The organism is Gelidibacter algens (assembly GCF_001678675.1).
In the GTDB taxonomy this organism is placed as follows: domain Bacteria; phylum Bacteroidota; class Bacteroidia; order Flavobacteriales; family Flavobacteriaceae; genus Gelidibacter; species Gelidibacter algens.
Genome location: NZ_LZRN01000042.1, coordinates 1 through 15,160 on the forward strand (window position 1 = coordinate 1; position 15,160 = coordinate 15,160).

18 protein-coding genes are annotated in these 15,160 nt (G+C 37.9%); 6 read left to right on the forward strand and 12 right to left on the reverse strand.

Going from position 1 to position 15,160, the window contains the following annotated elements; translation table 11 throughout:
• Positions 1 to 83: 83 nt before the first annotated feature.
• A complete protein-coding gene (locus tag A9996_RS15700; RefSeq protein ID WP_066437220.1) occupies positions 84 to 458 on the reverse strand; it encodes a DUF3127 domain-containing protein in 375 nt (124 codons plus the stop codon).
• A 76-nt stretch (positions 459 to 534) separates the two neighbouring features.
• Complete coding sequence (locus A9996_RS15705) at positions 535 to 1,404, reverse strand: flavin reductase family protein (RefSeq protein WP_066437225.1); 870 nt, start codon at positions 1,402 to 1,404, stop codon at positions 535 to 537.
• Between the two features lie 182 nt (positions 1,405 to 1,586).
• On the opposite strand from A9996_RS15705, the gene A9996_RS15710 reads away from it, so the two are divergent.
• Positions 1,587 to 2,741 carry a sensor histidine kinase gene (locus A9996_RS15710; RefSeq protein WP_066437317.1) on the forward strand — a complete coding sequence of 385 codons (1,155 nt, stop codon included), beginning with the start codon at positions 1,587 to 1,589 and terminating at the stop codon, positions 2,739 to 2,741.
• A 9-nt stretch (positions 2,742 to 2,750) separates the two neighbouring features.
• Positions 2,751 to 3,113, forward strand: coding sequence for a hypothetical protein (locus tag A9996_RS15715; RefSeq protein WP_066437228.1), 363 nt, complete (start codon positions 2,751 to 2,753; stop codon positions 3,111 to 3,113).
• On the opposite strand, the gene A9996_RS15720 is transcribed toward A9996_RS15715, so the two are convergent.
• Both A9996_RS15720 and greA read right to left on the reverse strand, forming a co-directional pair.
• Positions 3,108 to 3,497 carry an HIT family protein gene (locus A9996_RS15720; protein ID WP_066437231.1) on the reverse strand — a complete coding sequence of 130 codons (390 nt, stop codon included), beginning with the start codon at positions 3,495 to 3,497 and terminating at the stop codon, positions 3,108 to 3,110. The two genes, A9996_RS15715 and A9996_RS15720, sit on opposite strands and share 6 nt — an antisense overlap.
• Before the next feature lie 403 nt (positions 3,498 to 3,900).
• On the reverse strand, positions 3,901 to 4,374 hold the full coding sequence (gene greA / locus A9996_RS15725) for a transcription elongation factor GreA (protein ID WP_066437232.1): 474 nt from the start codon (positions 4,372 to 4,374) through the stop codon (positions 3,901 to 3,903).
• A 156-nt stretch (positions 4,375 to 4,530) separates the two neighbouring features.
• On the opposite strand from greA, the gene A9996_RS15730 reads away from it, so the two are divergent.
• Positions 4,531 to 4,953, forward strand: a complete 423-nt coding sequence (locus A9996_RS15730; protein WP_066437234.1) for a Rieske (2Fe-2S) protein — start codon at positions 4,531 to 4,533, stop codon at positions 4,951 to 4,953.
• On the opposite strand, the gene A9996_RS15735 is transcribed toward A9996_RS15730, so the two are convergent.
• The 8 genes from A9996_RS15735 to A9996_RS15770 form a co-directional block, all read right to left on the reverse strand.
• On the reverse strand, positions 4,950 to 7,388 hold the full coding sequence (locus tag A9996_RS15735) for a TonB-dependent receptor (protein WP_083993989.1): 2,439 nt from the start codon (positions 7,386 to 7,388) through the stop codon (positions 4,950 to 4,952). The genes A9996_RS15730 and A9996_RS15735 overlap by 4 nt on opposite strands.
• 582 nt (positions 7,389 to 7,970) lie before the next feature.
• Complete coding sequence (gene arfB / locus A9996_RS15740; protein WP_066437236.1) at positions 7,971 to 8,375, reverse strand: alternative ribosome rescue aminoacyl-tRNA hydrolase ArfB; 405 nt, start codon at positions 8,373 to 8,375, stop codon at positions 7,971 to 7,973.
• Positions 8,376 to 8,494: 119 nt separating this feature from the next.
• Positions 8,495 to 10,048 (reverse strand): DUF4301 family protein, encoded by a 1,554-nt coding sequence (locus A9996_RS15745; RefSeq protein WP_066437241.1) that lies wholly within the window; start codon positions 10,046 to 10,048, stop codon positions 8,495 to 8,497.
• Positions 10,045 to 10,611: an AAA family ATPase gene (locus A9996_RS15750; RefSeq protein ID WP_066437243.1), complete on the reverse strand. Its 567-nt coding sequence runs from the start codon at positions 10,609 to 10,611 to the stop codon at positions 10,045 to 10,047. The genes A9996_RS15745 and A9996_RS15750 overlap by 4 nt, the downstream gene beginning before the upstream one ends.
• Complete coding sequence (gene pnuC / locus A9996_RS15755) at positions 10,572 to 11,204, reverse strand: nicotinamide riboside transporter PnuC (RefSeq protein WP_066437246.1); 633 nt, start codon at positions 11,202 to 11,204, stop codon at positions 10,572 to 10,574. Before pnuC ends, A9996_RS15750 begins: the two co-directional genes overlap by 40 nt.
• A complete protein-coding gene (locus tag A9996_RS15760) occupies positions 11,188 to 11,448 on the reverse strand; it encodes a thiamine-binding protein (protein WP_066437248.1) in 261 nt (86 codons plus the stop codon). The genes pnuC and A9996_RS15760 overlap by 17 nt, the downstream gene beginning before the upstream one ends.
• A 75-nt stretch (positions 11,449 to 11,523) precedes the next feature.
• The gene (locus A9996_RS15765) at positions 11,524 to 12,285 is read right to left on the reverse strand and encodes a phosphoglycerol geranylgeranyltransferase (RefSeq protein ID WP_066437251.1); all 762 of its coding nucleotides are present in this window, start codon (positions 12,283 to 12,285) and stop codon (positions 11,524 to 11,526) included.
• Complete coding sequence (locus tag A9996_RS15770; RefSeq protein WP_066437255.1) at positions 12,286 to 12,912, reverse strand: 4'-phosphopantetheinyl transferase family protein; 627 nt, start codon at positions 12,910 to 12,912, stop codon at positions 12,286 to 12,288.
• Between the two features lie 153 nt (positions 12,913 to 13,065).
• On the opposite strand from A9996_RS15770, the gene ahcY reads away from it, so the two are divergent.
• From ahcY to A9996_RS20880, 3 genes are all read left to right on the forward strand, one after another.
• A complete protein-coding gene (gene ahcY / locus A9996_RS15775; protein WP_066437260.1) occupies positions 13,066 to 14,382 on the forward strand; it encodes an adenosylhomocysteinase in 1,317 nt (438 codons plus the stop codon).
• A gap of 285 nt (positions 14,383 to 14,667) precedes the next feature.
• Entirely contained in the window at positions 14,668 to 14,904 is a 237-nt protein-coding gene (locus A9996_RS20990) for a hypothetical protein (RefSeq protein WP_346210663.1), read from the forward strand.
• Complete coding sequence (locus A9996_RS20880; RefSeq protein ID WP_282955930.1) at positions 14,819 to 15,139, forward strand: DUF559 domain-containing protein; 321 nt, start codon at positions 14,819 to 14,821, stop codon at positions 15,137 to 15,139. Before A9996_RS20990 ends, A9996_RS20880 begins: the two co-directional genes overlap by 86 nt.
• The last annotated feature ends 21 nt before the right edge of the window (positions 15,140 to 15,160 follow it).

Consider the following 15,160-nt stretch of genomic DNA (forward strand, 5'->3'; position numbering starts at 1 on the left):
GCTCGAAACATTGAGGTTTTTTATAAGGTTCCCGTCAGAGTTTATCTTAGGCGATAATCGAGAGACGAAAACAAAAAAATAAATTAGAAAGGGAGATCGTCGTGATCTTCCTCATTTAAATCATTTGCTGGTTGGAACGCTTCAGTAGGCGCCACGGGAGGCATGCTGCCAGAGGCACCTTCTTGTAAACTTTCAACACGCCATCCTTGGATAGAGTTGAAGTATTTAGTTTCGCCTTGTGGATTTACCCATTCTCTTCCTCTCAAATTGATGCTCACTTTAACATTTTGACCTACTTGATAGCTGTTTAACAAATCTGTCTTATCTTGTACGAACTCTACCATTATGTGCTGAGGATATTGTTCTTCTGTAGTCACTACCACTTCTCTTTTTCTGAACCCATTGCTTCCAAAAGTTTGGGTGTCTCCTATCATTTTGATTTTTCCTTGTACTTCCATTTGACTGTTATTTATTATTCTTTATTACTATTCTCTATTATTTATTTTAAATATGTGGGATATCATCTTGATTCGCTTATGAAAGCAGCAATTTCCAGGCACTTTCAACATCCCCATAACTTAGGTAATTCTGTGCCATTTTATGTTTTTCTCTATGGCTCATTTCTTTAATATCGGCATGACGTTCCCCAACATTTTTTACAAAGTCTGCAATAGCTTCATCTGTCGGCAAGGCTTCCACATTGCCTAACATCCCCAAATCATTACCCGTAAAAATCATACTGTTTTTAATCTCTTCTGGCATGGCATCAATACCAATACCAAGCGTTTGTAATGGCTTTGGAATCTCAAAAAAACCGTTTTTAGCACGGTTGTAATAATTACCACCAGCTCTTGCCACCAAGTCCAGTTTTTCTTGAACGATCATTTGATGCTCATCCAAAACTTCCTCAGCAATATGAATTTTTACCACTTCACAAATAACCAAGTTACCTGCACCGCCTTCGGTGCCCAATTTAATAATTTCGTTGACTTTACACTCCATTTGGATAGGTGATTCTGCCACCCTGAATGGTTTTACAAGATCTGATTGCAACATGGTCAAGCCAGCTTTGTCAAATTCGTTGACGCCCTTTTCGTATTCCGTACTGCTCAACGAGGCTTGGTGTACCAAATCATAATTGACAACATTTATGACAACTTCTCTCGTAGCTTCCACATTTTCCAAGGTATGTTTCACGCTGTTGTCCCTAACCCGTCTTGCTGGCGAAAAAATAAGTATTGGCGGATTGGCGCTAAACACATTAAAGAAACTAAAAGGCGATAAATTTGGATTCCCATCCACATCCACGGTACTTGCAAACGCGATTGGGCGCGGTGCCACGGCACTTAGCAAATAACCATGTAATTTGCCTGTAGAGAGGTCTTTAGGATCAAATGTTAGCATCTAAAATATATTATGAGATGCAAATGTAACCATATTGTCAAACCTATAAAAATGATTTAGAACAAGAATCAAACAATAATATCAACATTATTGCATTACATAAGTAAGCCTTGAAAATTATAGCTTAAAAGATTTTCAATTTGCTGATTTCTTTAGGTATATTTAAAATTACAAATGTATTGATGTCTTACACTATGAACCGAAACATTTTACGGTGGATCATTATTGCTTCGTCTTTTATCATCATCTCTTTAATTTTATGGAACACCTATATTTTTTTCCAGAATTTTAAGGCCGAAGAGCGCATCAAAATGCAAAATTGGTCGCTTGCACAAAAAGAACTCAATAAGAATATAGATTTAGAATCAGACCTAGGCGAACTTATACCAGAGGTACTTTCAAGCAACACGACCACTCCCATGATTAGGGTAAATGATGACGGAACCATTAACTCGAACAATATTGATGAAGAAAAAGCCAAGGATACTGCGTACATAAACAAATTAATAGAGCAGTATAGCAATGAAAACGAACCTATAGAAGTCAGATACAAAGACCAAATAAAAAGCATTATTTACTATGGAAACTCGCCACTTTTAAACAAACTGAAATATTATCCGTTAGCATTATTGTTGATTATTGTACTTTTTGCGGCAGTGGTCTATTTTTTCTATCGCAGCTCAAAAATTGCAGCACAAAATAAGCTTTGGACGGGAATGGCCAAGGAAACGGCCCATCAAATTGGCACACCTTTATCTTCATTGGTAGGTTGGACTGAAATTTTGAGGTCAGAAGATGTCAATCCTTCGTATCTGTTAGAAATTGAAAAAGACATCACGCGTTTACAAACCATCACAGAGCGCTTCAGCAAAATAGGCTCCGTCCCTACCCTAAAAAAAGTGGATATTGTTAAAGAAACTGTAGAGTCTTACGAGTATCTAAAAGCACGCTCCAGTAATTTGATCAATTTTGAAATTGATGCGCCAGAGCATCCCATTTATGTGTCACTAAATCAGCAGCTATACAGCTGGACGATTGAAAACTTAGTAAAGAATGCTATTGACGCCATGAAAGGAAAGGGCAGCTTAAGATTGACCATCGTTAAAAGCGACAAACAGGTTAAAATCACGGTTACTGATTATGGAAAAGGACTCCCAAAAAGTCTGTTCAGTAAAATATTTGAACCTGGTTTTACCACTAAAAAGCGAGGTTGGGGTTTAGGGCTTTCTCTTGCCAAACGGATTGTGGAAGATTATCACGATGGTAAAATAAAGGTGCTACACTCAGAAATTGGCAAAGGGACAACCATGCAAATTTCATTAAAATTAATTCCGTAAATTTGACCCATGGAAGATAAGTTTTTCACGTTAAGGGAGGTCGAATTGAACAACAATTGTCCCGAATGTTACTCTAGAGATGGATTGCAATTGACCTTTAAACAACGCTTTGTTGAAAATTCTTTTTACAGAGCCATTTCCTCAGAAACCGCTCACGCCTTATTTTGCAATGTTTGTGAAACCTCGATTTTCCCGGCACGGTGGACGGATGATATTGAAAAAGTTTTTGAATACCAACAACGGGCTTCTACACCAAAACCAACATCCTTTAAATTAAAAACTGCGTCTTGGATTTCAATTCTGTTACTGGCAGTGCTACTAATTGTCGTAACGCTTTTCTTTTTGGGAATTTTTAAAAATTTGAAGTTATAATCGGTCAGATATTTTTTTAGCTAGCGCTTCAAATTCCTCCTTTTTCAATTTTACTTTACTTGTAAAACGCGCATCTTCCATAGTATGCAGCGGAATCAAATGCACGTGTACGTGAGGCACTTCCAAACCAATAACTGACATTCCTACACGTTTACAAGGCACTGCTTTTTTAAGGGCGATGGCAACGCTTCTTGAAAACTCCATTAATCCAAGATACGTGGGCTGATCCAAATCAAAAAGTTGGTCTACTTCAATCTTAGGAATGCAGAGTGTGTGTCCTTGCGTATTGGGATTCACATCTAAAAACGCCAAAAAATCCTTTGTTTCAGCGACTTTATAAGATGGAATTTCACCATTGACTATTTTTGTAAATATAGAAGCCATTCGTTATTTGTTGTTCGTTGTTCGTTATTCGTTGTTCCTTATTCCTTACTCGTTATTCATTGTTCGTTAATCGTTGTTCGTTATTCGTTATTCGTTATTCGCTATTCGTTATTCGTTATCCGTTATCCGTTATCCGTTATCCGTTATCCGTTATCCGTTATCCGTTATCCGTTATCCGTTATCCGTTATCCGTTATCCGTTATCCGTTATCCGTTATCCGTTATCCGTTATCCGTTATCCGTTATCCGTTATCCGTTATCCGTTATCCGTTATCCGTTATTCGTTATTCGTTATTAAATATAAAAAGAAAATTCCTGTTAGAATGGATCTGAACAGGAATGTTATGTTTTTAAATGTAGTTTACAACTATTTCAAAATATATCTATCTGTGCAGACATAAAACTTATCTTGAAATTTCGAGGACGTCAAATTTAATAATGCCATTTGGCACCTGAATATCGGCAACCTCACCTACTGATTTGCCCAAAAGACCTTTCCCGATAGGAGAATTCACTGAAATTTTACCAGAGGCCAAATCTGCTTCACCATCAGCAACCAGAGTATAGGTCATTTCCATCCCATTGGATTGGTTTTTGATTTTCACTTTAGAGAGCACCAAGGCTTTAGTACTGTCCAATTGCGACTCGTCAATTAAACGCGCATTTGACAATCTTTCCTCAAGTTTTGATATTTTCATTTCCAGCATGCCCTGAGCCTCTTTGGCAGCATCATATTCGGCATTTTCACTCAAATCGCCCTTATCTCGTGCCTCACCAATAGCTTGTGACGCTTTTGGGCGCTCCACGTCTTTTAATTGACTTAGCTCTTCTCTCAATTTCTTTAAACCTTCTGGCGTATAATAAGATACTTTACTCATAATTCCTTCGTTTTACTCTATATAAAATATGCTGAAACCCCATTGTGGGAAACAGCATAAAAAAAATCCCGCTCGCACGAGATAACAAACAAATATAACAAAATTATTTACTTCAACTTTGAGATTGTTGTAAATTGCGTCACAATTTTATAACTGATGAAACACTTTTTTTTATTTATAACTTTTATTTTCCTAACAGCCTGTAGCAGAAACACTAGTGATGAGAATTGTAAATTTTTAGTCAATGCTGCTGTAAATGCATCGGTCAATTTGAATTTACCACAATATAGCCAATTGAAATTTACCAGTAATTCAGTCTATTTGGCCAACCAGGGCAATAAAGGGGTTATAGTTACAAATGTTGGTGGCAGTTACCGCGCTTGGGATGCTGCTGACCCCAACCATGAACAAAGCCCATGCTCCTTACTTACAATTACTGGCGCCAATGCGGTTTGTGGGTGCAATGACGCCAATACTTATAGTTTATTTACTGGAGGTTCTATTGGGACACAATTACCTTGCGGACTTAAGGAATATCGTGTTACCATGTCTGGAAACTCTCTGACTATAACCAATTAAAATTTTAAAGTAGCTCCAATTAAAAAATTCGTTGTTGCCTGCGGATAATAGCCTGTACCTTCAATTGTCGTCACTTCTCCAGGAACCGAAAAATCATCATCATACGTATAATAATAACCGTTGGAAACATATTTTTTATTAAAAATATTATTTACCAATCCGGATAAGACGATGCTCTTAAAAACAGTGTTCATTGGAATTTCATAAGTGATGTTAAAATCACTCACAAAATAACTCTTCAATTTAGACGCTTCAGAATCTGTATTACCCATATACTGATCGCCCACATACTTGCTCAACAAAGACATTTGCAAGTTTTCATTTGGCTGAAAAACTAAAGCATTTGCAGCCACAACTTCTGGGGAAAATGAAATGTTTGTTCTGCCTAAATCCAACAGTTCACCATCAATAGAGGCGACCGTTACATCGTTCTTATTGGAACTTAACGTCAAGTTTGGTTGTATTGAAAATTGATTGCTCAGTTTAATGGCTGCCTCGATTTCCAAACCTAACCGGTAACTACCTCCGCTATTGGTGCGGATAGGATTACCCACGTTATCAATGTTGCCCGTCAGCACCAATTGTTCGTTATACAACATGTAATAAGCGTTAACGTTGAATTTGAAAGACTCATCCGTATGTCTCCAACCCAATTCAAAATCATTGAGCTGCTCGGGTTTTACAGTTTCATTATTTTCAAAATCATCTCTGTTTGGCTCTCTGTTTGCTCTGGCATAAGAAAAATAAAAGTTGTTGGCCTCGTTCATTTTATAGGTAATTCCAGCTTTTGGATTAAAGAATGTGTATTGCTCATCGACATTAAAAGGCGCTCTATCAGACGTTAGTCCTGTAGTTTTATAATCTACCAAACGCAATTGCAAATCGCCATAAAGACTTACTTCGCCATTCAATCTAAAGGTCGCTTTGGAGAACATACTTAAATCATTCTTTACTCCATTTCCTTCATAATAATGTTCTCTGATGTTGCTATTACTCGGGAATTGCGCCCAGATAATTTCACCAAAATGATCGCCATCATAATTACTGTAAGAGCCACCAAAAGTCATGTCGATCAAGTCATCTTTATAGTTGGCATTGGCGTTGACAACGTAAAAATTATTATCAAGCCATCTCCGTCTAATCAAGTCAGTAGTAGTAATGGTTTCACTACCAATGGCCAGTTCTTCCAAATCATAATCAGCAAAATCCTGATCTTCCTTATACTGTTCAAAATAACCACTCCCTTTAGTATAGTTTAATCCGATATTAGTGGACCATTGATTGGAAAAGCGCTCATTCCAATGCAACTGATAATGATCTTGACGGTAGTTGTCCACTTCTTTATCGTAAAATTGGGTCACCCCATTTTCATCCGTGTACATTCCTGCGGTGTTGAAAGTCCGGTCGTTTTCCAAAAGATCTTTATCTTCTAGGCCATTCCATGACTGGTAAGTGACCTCCTGTCCTCCAAAGGTGATGGCCTTTATCAAAGTGTTATCATCCACATAAGATGCTTGCAAAAAATACGATTTCAAATCAGACGACGCACGATCCACATACCCATCCGATTTTATATTTGAAAGACGACCCGCCACTTCAAAATGATCATTCAATTTACCAGTGCTGAATTTTACAGTATGCTTTCTGGTATTAAAACTTCCAAAACTGTTGGAAATTTCTCCATTCGCTTCTTCTGAAATGGCATCTGTAAGCACATTGATACTCGCTCCAAAAGCTCCCGAACCATTAGCAGAAGTCCCAACACCACGCTGCAGTTGCAGACTTTCTACAGAAGATGCAAAATCACTCAAATTGACCCAAAACGTGCCGAGAGACTCCGCATCATTGTAAGGAATTCCGTTAATGGTCACATTGGTAGATTGTGCGTTGATCCCTCTTACCCTAATGTAGGTGTACCCAACGCCAGCACCAGCATCAGTAGTGGAGACCACTGATGGCAAATAACCCAATAAAACCGGGATGTCCTGACCTAAATTGCGCTTGGCAAGTTGTTCTTTTGTCACGTTGGAATGGGTGATGGGGGAGGTGGCATCGACACGGACAGCATTGACGAGAACTTCATCCAAAAGTTGTGGATTTTCATCAAACTGAACATTCAAAACCAGATCGCTGTTGAGATCGAAGGATCGTTCTACAGGTTTTGTCAAATAACTATACACTAAAGTGTATTGCCCTTCAGGAAGTGACAATTGATACTTCCCATTCAAATCCGTTTGGGTGCCAGTTCTTGTCCCTTTTAAAAGAACGCTGACGCCCGGAACGGGTTCATTGTCATCAATGGAAACAGTACCAGAAACGGTAAAAGTTTGTTGTGCAAAACTTGAAAAAGTGATTGCTGAAAAAAGTAAAAGAAAAAATGGAAATTGAAATTTTTGCCTGAATAGGACTTTTTGAGAATTGAATAAATTTTTCATACGATTAGGTTATAATCGAATAAAAAGAGGTCATTATTCTTGTTAGTAATTTGTTTGTTTTTAGTTTCATCAAGTGCTTCCGTACAAAGGAAGTCAAGCGCGAGTAAGACTAATTTGGCGATTATCGCCCCTGCCTGACGGTAGGCAGGTTTCCCTAAACAGCATTACCTGTTCTAGGTTCATTGGGTATGATCTCAGCCGTTAATAGGCACCCCTTTTTTGAGAACGCTGCAAAGATAGGAATCAATTAAGAATTAAAAAGCAAGAATGAATAATTTTTTAATCTAAGTTATTGGAGTTGAAAATTGCTCTCGGGAGGGCTTTGTGAATTCTCTCGCAGAGACGCAGAGGCGCAAAGCAAACGCTCATACTATAGGTCTCCAATTTTGAAGGCCTTATGAAAACTGAAGTTTTTTTTTCACCAAGGATAAGCGGTGTAAATAGAGCTCAAAAGTATTTAAACAACTTTGAGGCCCAGATGCAAACTTTGAATGGAAAAATCCATCATATTGATTTTAGAATTTTGACAGCTAGCTGAAGCCTGCCCACTGAAGACTGAAGACTGAGGACTGAAGACTGAATTCAATCCATCTCAGGCGGCTTTCTATTGGACTTCTTATCAGAAATTTTCCGTTTCGCTTTTGATCGTTTTTTGACGACTCCCCTAGGCGTTTTGGTAGGGATGCGCTTTTTCGGAATAATCAGGCCTTGTTTAAGGAGATCAAAAAAACGTTGAATCACCAAGGTCTTATTTTTATGTTGGCTTCTGCTTTCTTCGCATTGCAACAAAAGAACATGCTCTTTTGTGAGTCGGTTTCCAACAGTTTGTTTCAACAATGCTTTTTCATCATCAGTCAAACCTAACGAGTTCTCCAAATCAAAAATAAGTTCCACTTTTGAAGCTACCTTATTGACATTCTGGCCCCCAGCACCAGAGCTTCTAACGGCCTTAAATTGTAATTCAGATTGTAAAATGTCTTTATTCATAGACCTATTTTATACAAGAATTCCCTTAGAAAAGGAAGCTTTCGGCATTTGGCACAGATTTCTAAATATTTTGCTTAAGTCGTACCATTATCCGATAACTACCAACTGCTGACTGCCGACTATTTAATCTGATGCGTGGGCTTCAACAAGTCCGTTACCGTTTTTACCGGATTGAACGTAACGAGCGGCACCTCAACAAAAATCGTGTTCCAACCTGCCATACTCCCGTTCCATAACCCTGGAAGCTCTAATGCTTTCAAATCTTTTCCCGACTTGGTTTTCATAGTGATAAAGGCGGTTTTATGATTTACAAACTTTTGCAGATCAAAAACTTCTCCCTTAAAATTCTTGATACCACATATCAAATCAACAGGATTGAAGTGGGTGGCGTTTTTCAGAATTTCCTTTTGTGATTTGCTTTCTAAATCGATTTGAGCAGACTCTATAATTTGAAGGGAAATTTCGCCATTTTCTCCCTTCACCCAAAACGGTCCCCCTCCTGGTTCGCCTTCATTTTTTACCATCCCACAAATGCGGATCGGTCGGTTTAATTTATCAAACAGATAGTCAATTTGGTATTTTGTGGAATATTTTTCAAATTCGTTACTGATGACAACATGAAGTTTATCTACTAAAAACTCGGCGATAGTTTGAATATCTTCTTCTGACACTACTTTATTTTCTAATAGGTTCAAATACTCAAACACCTGATCCTGAATTTCAAGCATCATACCAGCAAGCATTTTTTTGTATTCAGCAACCTCCTTTTCATATTTGTAAACCACCACATTGTCGATGTTTTTTATAAAGATGACATCTGCATTCAACTGGTTTAAATTTTCTAAAAGTGCACCATGCCCTGATGGTCTAAACGTCAATTCCCCATTATCTTCCCTAAACGGTTCATTTGTTGGAGAGACAGCAATAGTATCTGTCGATTCCTTCTGATAAGAGAAAGATATCTCAAATTTGGTGTTCGTTTTGTGTTCTACAATATTTTGGATTCTTTTGAACTCTTCATCGAAAACATCTTTATAGCGCTCAGAAATGGTAAAATGTAACAACGCAATGTTTTTAGTAGATGCATACAGCGCCGCTTCAAATAGATGTTCTTCAAAAGCAGTAGATAAGTGATTTTTGTACTTATGAAATGGCAATAATCCCTTGGGATAAAATCCGTAATTCATTTTATCCTCATCTAACATCGTTTTGGCAAAGAGTAATTTTTGTTTATCGTTAGACAAGGCTGCATACTCTGGATGAAACTCTTTTAGTTGCAAAAGAACTCTTTGATAAAAAGGAAATTTTTCAATGCCCACAAAAAACAAGGATAGGTCGGCATCTTTATATCTATTGATGAAAGAATTTATGGTTTCCTCTTCGGGCATATACTCCTCAATAAACCTAAACAGTGATTTGAACATGCGTGTGGCTGCACCAGAAGCAGGAACAAATTTTGCTATGGAAACCCCATTTCGCTTGGCATCAAAATAATCAATATACTGCATTTTTTTACTGTCTGAACAACGTGCCACACCATGACCAATGGTGGCGGCAGAATTGAGATTCACAAACGGTAAACCCGATTCAAATATCCGCAGTTGAGACTGCACCTTTGCCAGAGTGAGGCTTTTATTTTCAATTTGTTCGATATCTTTTTCTGTAAATTTCATGCTTTTATTTTCAAAAGTTTATCAATATGATCTATGGCCATTTTAAAGCGTTCCTTCATAGATCCTTTTAACAAAACATAGGGTTTATTATTTATTTTTAGAGCATTTTCAAAAGCTTCAAACATAGCTATGCGTTCATCTGGTTTATCCCTTAAATTATCAGCCACCCAGGGCATATCAATATAAGTCAAAAAATAGAGAGCGTAGCTGTTCTCTAATGCATATTTTTCCAAAAGAGGATCGCAAACGCCGTTGTAGTAGGCTTCGGAATAGACTTTGGTTTCCAACAAATCTGTGTCGCAAATGAGGACTTTATTTGCTTTTGTTGCCTGCTCATTTTCCAATCGCATTTGTCCTTCAGCAATTGGCAATACATCATTTTTGGTTAATAATTTATTGCTCAACAATTGAGATTCAGCATATATCCGAGAGTATTCAGGCACGAAAACGGTATCATAATATTCAGCCAACTGCGCGGCCAGTGTGCTTTTTCCGGTAGATTCAGGACCAAACAAGACTACTTTTATGCAGTTTGAAGGGTGTTGTTTAAGCTTTTTTTCCATGCTAAATATCCATAAATCGCTATAAATGTAAATCCGAAATATTGTATGCTCGTAAATGTAAATCCTTTGTAAAAATAAAGGGGAATGGAAATAAGGTCTCCAACAATCCAATAAATCCAATTTTCAACCTTACGCCTTGCCATAAGCCACATGCCCACAAAAAATATGGCGGTAGTGACCGTATCTACGTAAGCTACCCAACTTGTCCATTTGTCAAAGGTTTGATATACGGCAAATACAAAACCAAGGGTGGCTATAAAAATAATGGCACTCATTTTATGTTCCCAAGCGGTTGTTCTTGAAATTGGTGTGACATGTGTCGCATCTACTTTTCTAGTCCAAATATACCATCCATAAATACTCATTATAAAATAATAGGCATTGATCATCATATCTCCCAATAGTTCCCATTTTAGTAGGAGATACACAAAAATTCCTGTACTGATCATACCGGTTGGAAACACCCAAATTTTATTTTCCTTTGAGTACCAGACAGAAAGAAACCCAAAGATGACAGCCACAATTTCTAAAATGATATCAATGGTATCGTAACCTGAGTATTGCCCGAATAGGAAATCAAAAATGTGGCTCATAATCGTGTCGGTCAGATTTGACGATTTTCATGTACAGCAACCCACGTTCTATGAGGGTGAACGCTTCCTTAATTTCGGTGGTCAAGAGCTGCATTACCTCATCATAATCTCCATAAATCTGAGTACTTAAAGGGTTCTCTAAAACCGTAAGCCCTGAAGCACGTAATTTTTTTATCAAATGGATGATGCTGGGTTCATAGTCATCATGCAAGGGCGTTAATGTTAGTTCTACTGATATTTTCATCTTATCTCAATCTTCCCAAAGGGAAGCATCTATTATGTGTTAAACATTAATTCTAAATGTATTTATCTATCCCATTTATTTTTCACCTTTGGGGAAATGTCCAAAGGAAACTGGGGATTTTATGTCATCAAAAAATGCGTCATCCACTTCAAATGCTGTTCCAATCACAACCAGATCAGCGCCAGCATCATAGGCATTATCGAGTTGTTGCTTGGAAGAAATTCCGCCGCCAACAATTAAGGGGATTTGTAATTCCTTTTTTACCGCTTTAATAATGGTTGAAGATATCGGTTCAATCGCGCCGCTTCCGGCTTCTAAATAAATGCAGCTCATGCCCAAAAGCTCAGAAGCTTTAGCAGTATCTACAATATGCTGAATGTTATTTCGGCTTAATGGTTGTGTTTGGGTGACGCGCTCTACGGCGGTTTCCTTGCCGTTTTCTATCAATACATAGCCTGTTGGAATAATTTCAAGATCCATAGCCCTTAAAATGGAAACGGCTTCTACCTGTTTCCCTATTAAGTACTCCGGATTTCTTCCAGATACAAGTGATAAAAAAAGCAAGCCATCAGCATATGATGATAATTGCGACACATCTCCAGGGAAAATCAAAACGGGTAGATCGGTCAAACCCTTCAAGGCTTTTATCAAATCATCTGTCTTAAAATCGTCTACAGTGCTACCACCAACAAACACGTGCGTCGCTCTTGATGTATTCAGTTTGACCATAGAATTCGCCAAACTATCGAGTTCCATTTTATCGGGATCAATCAAGACTGCGAGCAATTTCTCACCGCGTTTAATAGAGGCTTCTATGTTTTGAAATATATGCTTCATTTAACTGATCACATAGGCACAGGTGAACCCTTCAAATTCAAAATAATGACTGTTGTATCTGTATTTTCTGTCTTCATAATCAATCCAAGCTACAGTATTTTCATCTGTTATCATAAAAGGAATGACCAAAAAATGCTCCCTAAACAACATGCCCGGTGTTGAGAACAGTTTGTATAAAGATTCCTTGATGCACCAAATAATAGTAAGTTTATTGATATAATCCCAGGCAGTGTCCACTAAATAATCAAACTCATAGCCTATAAATTTATGGGCAATGACTCCTATTTTTTCGCGCTGTTTCTCAATGTCAATCCCAACTTCGATATCGCTCACAATAACTCCAGCAAAGGTAAATGAATGGGTGATGGAAATATACTTGCCATCTTTTAGGTGTGGCTTGCCATTGCAGTCATAAAACAAATCGGCGTCGGTATAACCAAATTCAGCCAACAGATGACGGACACTTAAAAATCCGCGTTGGTGCAAGTCACTTTTCATACCCAACACGCGTTTCATGCTCTCATCCCGCAAAGTAATGGGCTGCATTAGCGCTTCGTAACTTTCAGTGATCTTCCAGATTTTAACAGTAGTTTGTGAATTTGGAGTAATGGTTTTGTATAAAGGCATTTAAGTTTCTCGAAGTTATTAATTATCTTTGCAGTCGCAACATTAATTATAGGAACAAATATACACTTATGGTATGCTATAAACAACCGCAGGTGTTTAGAAAATTATAATTCAGAGTTGCAGATAGTCTATTGAATCAATAAAAAATAACAGATGAATACGAAAACATTGCCTTACGTACCTTACAAAGTCAAAGACATGTCACTTGCGGCTTGGGGAAGAAAAGAAATTGAACTAGCTGAAGCAGAAATGCCAGGATTGATGAGCCTCCGTGAAGAATACGGAAACTCACAACCACTTAAGGGCGCCCGTATTGCTGGTTGTTTGCACATGACCATCCAAACCGCGGTATTGATTGAAACATTAAAAGCACTTGGTGCTGAAGTCACTTGGAGTTCTTGTAATATTTTTTCAACGCAAGACCAAGCTGCTGCTGCAATTGCAGATGCGGGAATTCCAGTGTATGCATGGAAAGGGATGAATGAGGAAGAATTTGAATGGTGTATTGAGCAAACCTTGTTTTTTGGTGAAGACAGAAAACCACTAAACATGATTTTGGATGATGGTGGTGATTTGACCAACATGGTTTTTGATAAATATCCAGAATTAATGGCTGGTATCAACGGCTTGTCTGAAGAAACAACAACAGGTGTTCATAGACTTTACGAGCGTATGAAAAATGGAACGTTGTCTATGCCTGCAATCAATGTGAATGACTCTGTTACAAAATCTAAATTTGATAATAAATACGGCTGTCGCGAAAGTGCTGTAGATGCTGTGCGTCGTGCAACAGACATCATGTTGGCTGGTAGACGTGTTGTGGTTTGTGGTTATGGTGATGTTGGTAAAGGTACCGCTGCATCCTTTAAAGGTGCTGGAAGTATTGTAACCGTTACTGAAATTGATCCAATTTGTGCATTGCAAGCTGCTATGGACGGCTTTGAAGTTAAGAAATTGGAAACCGTGGTCGCCACTGCTGATATCGTAATTACAACTACAGGAAATAAAGACATCGTTCAAGGCAAACACTTTGAAATGATGAAGGACAAAACTATTGTTTGTAACATCGGTCACTTTGATAACGAAATCGAAATGGCTTGGTTGAACAAAAACTTTGGTGATACTAAAGTGGAAATCAAACCACAGGTTGATAAATATACTGTGAATGGCAATGACATCATCATTTTAGCTGAAGGCCGATTGGTGAATTTGGGTTGTGCTACAGGACACCCTAGTTTTGTAATGAGCAACTCATTTACGAATCAAGTTTTGGCACAAATTGAACTATGGACCAACAGAGACGCTTATCAAAATGAAGTGTATATGTTACCTAAACACTTGGATGAAAAAGTAGCCAAATTACATTTAGAGAAAATTGGGGTGGAGCTGACTGAATTACGTGATGAGCAAGCTGAATATATTGGCGTTGCCGTTGACGGTCCTTACAAACCTGAATACTATCGTTATTAATTGAATCGTCATTGCGAGGAGCTTTTCGCAACGAAGCAATCTTTTGAATCAAACTATAAATCCCAAGCAGTTACTGTTTGGGATTTTTTGTTTTTTGGCAATTGCTAAAGCACCACGCTTTACGCTGTATCTTTTCTTTTTTTCGAAAAAAAGAAAAGGATGCCGCTGCAATCGTTATTGCGAATGTTGCATTATATAAAAGCATTAGGAACAATTACAAACACTCCAAAGTTTTTTTGGAAATGCTTCCTTTTAATCTTGATATTCTCTAATTTAGAGAGTATCATGAACTACGATAAACCCAACATAATCGTCCCAAGATTTAGTGAGGAGTCTGGATTCTATACCACCAAAAAACGCTCTAAAATAATGAGTAAAATCCCTGGAAAAAACACCAAACCTGAGCTCTTGTTTAGGAAAGCCTTGTGGCAGAAAAATGTACGCTATAGAATTGACAGCAAGCAATTACCTGGAAAACCGGACGTCTCCATACAAAAAATACAACCTCGCTATTTTTATTGATGGCGAGTTTTGGCATGGCTACAATTGGAACGAACGAAAAAACAGCATCAAAAGCAATCGCGCATTTTGGATCCCTAAAATTGAACGCAATATGCAACGTGACAGACAGGTCAATCAGCAGCTTTATGACATGGGCTTTACCGTTTTCAGGTTCTGGTCAAAGGAGATTGTGAATGACTTAGACAGGTGCCTTAATGACATTCTTATGTTTATGGCCACGGGAGAAAACACCTGATCAAACTAATTTTCATAAAAA

Excerpts from the sequence above, each read along its gene's own strand:
- A9996_RS20990 (WP_346210663.1), top strand. The coding sequence starts at position 14,668 with ATGAACTACGATAAACCCAACATAATCGTCCCAAGATTTAGTGAGGAG.
- A9996_RS15745 (WP_066437241.1), bottom strand. The coding sequence starts at position 10,048 with ATGAAATTTACAGAAAAAGATATCGAACAAATTGAAAATAAAAGCCTC.
- A9996_RS15770 (WP_066437255.1), bottom strand. The coding sequence starts at position 12,912 with ATGCCTTTATACAAAACCATTACTCCAAATTCACAAACTACTGTTAAA.
- A9996_RS15710 (WP_066437317.1), top strand. The coding sequence starts at position 1,587 with ATGTCTTACACTATGAACCGAAACATTTTACGGTGGATCATTATTGCT.
- pnuC (WP_066437246.1), bottom strand. The coding sequence starts at position 11,204 with ATGAGCCACATTTTTGATTTCCTATTCGGGCAATACTCAGGTTACGAT.
- A9996_RS15720 (WP_066437231.1), bottom strand. The coding sequence starts at position 3,497 with ATGGCTTCTATATTTACAAAAATAGTCAATGGTGAAATTCCATCTTAT.
- A9996_RS15750 (WP_066437243.1), bottom strand. The coding sequence starts at position 10,611 with ATGGAAAAAAAGCTTAAACAACACCCTTCAAACTGCATAAAAGTAGTC.
- A9996_RS15765 (WP_066437251.1), bottom strand. The coding sequence starts at position 12,285 with ATGAAGCATATATTTCAAAACATAGAAGCCTCTATTAAACGCGGTGAG.
- ahcY (WP_066437260.1), top strand. The coding sequence starts at position 13,066 with ATGAATACGAAAACATTGCCTTACGTACCTTACAAAGTCAAAGACATG.
- A9996_RS15715 (WP_066437228.1), top strand. The coding sequence starts at position 2,751 with ATGGAAGATAAGTTTTTCACGTTAAGGGAGGTCGAATTGAACAACAAT.
- A9996_RS15760 (WP_066437248.1), bottom strand. The coding sequence starts at position 11,448 with ATGAAAATATCAGTAGAACTAACATTAACGCCCTTGCATGATGACTAT.
- A9996_RS15700 (WP_066437220.1), bottom strand. The coding sequence starts at position 458 with ATGGAAGTACAAGGAAAAATCAAAATGATAGGAGACACCCAAACTTTT.
- A9996_RS20880 (WP_282955930.1), top strand. The coding sequence starts at position 14,819 with ATGTACGCTATAGAATTGACAGCAAGCAATTACCTGGAAAACCGGACG.
- arfB (WP_066437236.1), bottom strand. The coding sequence starts at position 8,375 with ATGAATAAAGACATTTTACAATCTGAATTACAATTTAAGGCCGTTAGA.
- A9996_RS15730 (WP_066437234.1), top strand. The coding sequence starts at position 4,531 with ATGAAACACTTTTTTTTATTTATAACTTTTATTTTCCTAACAGCCTGT.
- A9996_RS15735 (WP_083993989.1), bottom strand. The coding sequence starts at position 7,388 with ATGAAAAATTTATTCAATTCTCAAAAAGTCCTATTCAGGCAAAAATTT.
- greA (WP_066437232.1), bottom strand. The coding sequence starts at position 4,374 with ATGAGTAAAGTATCTTATTATACGCCAGAAGGTTTAAAGAAATTGAGA.
- A9996_RS15705 (WP_066437225.1), bottom strand. The coding sequence starts at position 1,404 with ATGCTAACATTTGATCCTAAAGACCTCTCTACAGGCAAATTACATGGT.